General features: G+C 61.0%; 3 protein-coding genes. 2 read left to right on the top strand and 1 reads right to left on the bottom strand.

Annotated features, from left to right (window positions below; genetic code table 11):
- Positions 1-369, top strand: a 369-nt coding sequence (locus FLM9_RS03370; RefSeq protein ID WP_257242989.1) for an AIR synthase-related protein, incomplete at its 5' end; no start/stop codon positions are given.
- A 68-nt stretch (positions 370-437) separates the two neighbouring features.
- On the opposite strand, the gene dnaA is transcribed toward FLM9_RS03370, so the two are convergent.
- Positions 438-1829: a chromosomal replication initiator protein DnaA gene (dnaA, locus tag FLM9_RS03365; protein WP_074457261.1), complete on the bottom strand. Its 1392-nt coding sequence runs from the start codon at positions 1827-1829 to the stop codon at positions 438-440.
- A gap of 259 nt (positions 1830-2088) precedes the next feature.
- Between dnaA and FLM9_RS03360 the strand changes: the two genes are divergently transcribed.
- Positions 2089-3087: trypsin-like peptidase domain-containing protein (locus FLM9_RS03360; protein ID WP_074457260.1), on the top strand; the 999-nt coding region annotated here is incomplete at its 3' end.

Below are 3087 nucleotides of genomic sequence, written 5' to 3'. Positions count from 1 at the left end.
ACGGACGTGACCGGTTTTGGGCTGTTGGGGCATTTGGGGGAGATGGTGCAGGCATCTCCCCCCGGCATTGGGGTTCAGCTTGATCCCCATAGGATTCCCGCCTACGCCGGCGCCCTGGAGTTATTGAGGGCTGGCACTGCCAGCACCCTGGCGCCCCATAACACCTCTGCTCTGGAGTTGTTGGCACCCCAGGGAGCAATCCGGCTACGGCGGGAGCCGGATTCTGCCCTGTGGGGGTTGTTGGTTGACCCACAAACCTGTGGTCCGTTGCTGGCGGCTGTGCCGGCCCATGAGGCCACAGCCCTGTTGGGGGCCATGGCGGCCAGCTATTTTCAAGGTGCCATTATTGGAAAAGTAGACAATATCTAAGTCTGGGCCGTAGAGTCTATATGCATCATAAAGGTTTTCCCGTCACTTCCCTGGGGACCGTTATTGCTTCATGCTCCCAGCAAGCTGCGCGCCTTGGCCAACAGTTGGGCCAGTTCCGGGTCGTCGTCCAGGGCCTTGCTGACGCAGCGAACCGCATAGAGAACCGTCGTGTGGTTCTTCCCACCGAAGCGTTGACCAATTTTACCGAGGGACAGGCTGGTGTGTTGCCGTAGCAGATACATGGCCATCTGCCGGGCCCGGCTCACGGTCCGTTTGCGGCTACTGCCCTGCAGGTCGCTCGCCCCCACTGCAAACACCTGGGCAACGCTGTCAATCACCCGTCTTGGCCTCACCTGCACTGGCTCAGCGGACAGGTCAAGAATGGGCGCCACCGCCTTGGTGGTCGGCGGCAGGCCCGTAATCGAGCAGTAGGCCACTGCCCGGGTCAGCGCCCCTTCCAGTTCACGGATGTTGGAGGTGAAATGGCAAGCAATGTAGTGAAGCAACTCTTCAGGCAGGTTCACCTTGTCCTGGTCAGCCTTTTTATGGAGGATGGCCATACGGGTTTCCAGGTCGGGGGACTGGATATCAGCCACCAGACCCATGGAAAAGCGGGAGATGAGCCGCTTCTGGATACGATCGATCCTGCCGGGAGGGCGATCACCGGCCAACACCACCTGGCGTCCCGACTCATGCAGCCAGTTGAAGGTGTGGAAAAACTCCTCCTGCGTGTACTCCTTGCCCTGAATGAACTGGATGTCGTCCACCAGGACCAAGTCTGCCTCCCGGTAGCCCTCCCGGAAGCTCTGCATCCGGTCTTTACGAATGGCCGTGATCATCTCGTTGGTGAACTGCTCGGTGGTGACGTATAAAACCCGGTCTTGGGGGTTGGTCCGCAGACGGTGATGGCCGATAGCCTGCATGAGGTGGGTCTTCCCCACACCAACGTTGCCGCAGAGAAACAGGGGATTGAAACTCTTGCTGGTGGACTCTGCCACGGCCATGGAGGCTGCATGGGCCATGTAGCTGTTGCCCCCCACCACAAAACGGCTGAAGAGGTAGCGGGGATTGAGGCCCCTGCTCGTGGTGGATTGACGGCATGGCACCGGGGGGCCAACGGTCGCAGCTTGATGGGAGGCATCAGTCCTTGGGGGATCAGCGCTCGGACCACCCACACCATCAGCCTTGGTGAAAGGCAGTCGGGGTGGCGCGTCTTTGATGTGTACCCGCACCGGCCGCTCAGCGATGGCGGAAGCCAACTGACTGATCAGGGCTTGGTAGCTCTTCCGGAGCCAATTGGCCGCAAAGGTGCTGGGGGCAAGAAGCTCCAGACACTGTCCGTCAAACCTTGCCCCCCCAACAGGGTGGATCCAGGTGGCATAGGTGGGTTTGCTCAGGCTCTTCTGGAGTTCATGGCAGACATCACGCCAGAGTTCGGCACCGAACTGATCTTGATCCAACGGAGCGCTTGACCCTTGCTTGAAGGTGGGTTCAGGCTTCAACCTCTAGCAGGAACTCCTTTGCCGTGGACGTGGCCCATGAGCCACACCAACAACTGCACGCCCCTGTTCTGATCGGGGGACTTTTGTGGAACCATCAGCACCGCCCCTTGCTGGGGCATGAATAGAAGACCTAAAATTCACGTCTCTCGTGGACCACGGGGTGAACCGATTCCCTGACTGCCAGCGCCACCGTCCCGTGCAATGTTCTCCACGGCCCATGTCCACCCACGGTCTCCTGCTGGGCCTGTGCTTCCTCCTCGGGGGCTGTGCTTCCCTGCTTCCCCGCAGCCATGGTCCTGCCGAGCGCTCCCTGTTGGAATCCCACCAGGGAGACTTTGTCGTTGCGGCGGTGGAAAAGGTGGGTCCCAGCGTGGTGCGCATTGACACCCGTCAAGCGCGGTCCCCTTTTCCCCTCTTGCCAGGGGGTAGTCCCTTTGACGACAATCCTCCCGAAGGCCAGGGTTCCGGCTTTATCACCCGCTCTGACGGCATCGTGCTCACCAACCACCACGTGGTGGAAGGAGCGGAAAGGGTGACGGTGACCTTGCCCAGCGGCCGCAGTTACCCGGGTCGGGTGGTGGGCTCAGACGTGGTGACCGACCTGGGCATCGTCAGGATTGACGGCGCCAACAACTTGCCTGTTGCCCCGCTGGGCGACTCCGATGAGATGAGGCCCGGGGAATGGGCCATTGCCATTGGCAACCCTCTGGGCCTCAACAACAGCGTGTCCTTGGGCATCATCAGTGCCATCGGCCGCACAACCGGGGTTCCGGAGGGATCACGGGTCTCCTACATCCAGACGGACGCGGCCATCAATCCTGGCAATTCCGGTGGACCACTGATTAACGAGCGTGCCCAGGTGATTGGCATCAACACGTTCATCCAGACGTCCCCAGGCGGTGGCATCAGCTTTGCCATTCCCATTAACAAGGCCCGGGAGATTGGCGAGCAGATCATTGCCTATGGGCGAGCCAGCCATCCGTTCATGGGGGTGAGCTTGCGGCGCATCACCCAGGAGCTTGCTGCCGAGATCAACCAGGAAGGGGCCAACTGCCCTTACCCGGAGACCGATGGAGTGGCTGTGGTGAACGTGCTGCGGGACAGTCCGGCTGAGCAGGCTGGTCTTCGGTCCTGTGACGTGATTCGGAGCGTGGCGGGGGTGGAGGTGAGCACACCCGCCCAGGTGCAGGTGCAAGTGGATCGGGGCCGTGTTGGC

It is taken from the genome of Candidatus Synechococcus spongiarum (assembly GCF_900047545.1).
GTDB classification, from domain to species: Bacteria; Cyanobacteriota; Cyanobacteriia; order PCC-6307; family Cyanobiaceae; genus Synechococcus_B; species Synechococcus_B spongiarum_C.
This window is presented reverse-complemented; position numbering and strand designations above follow the sequence as displayed.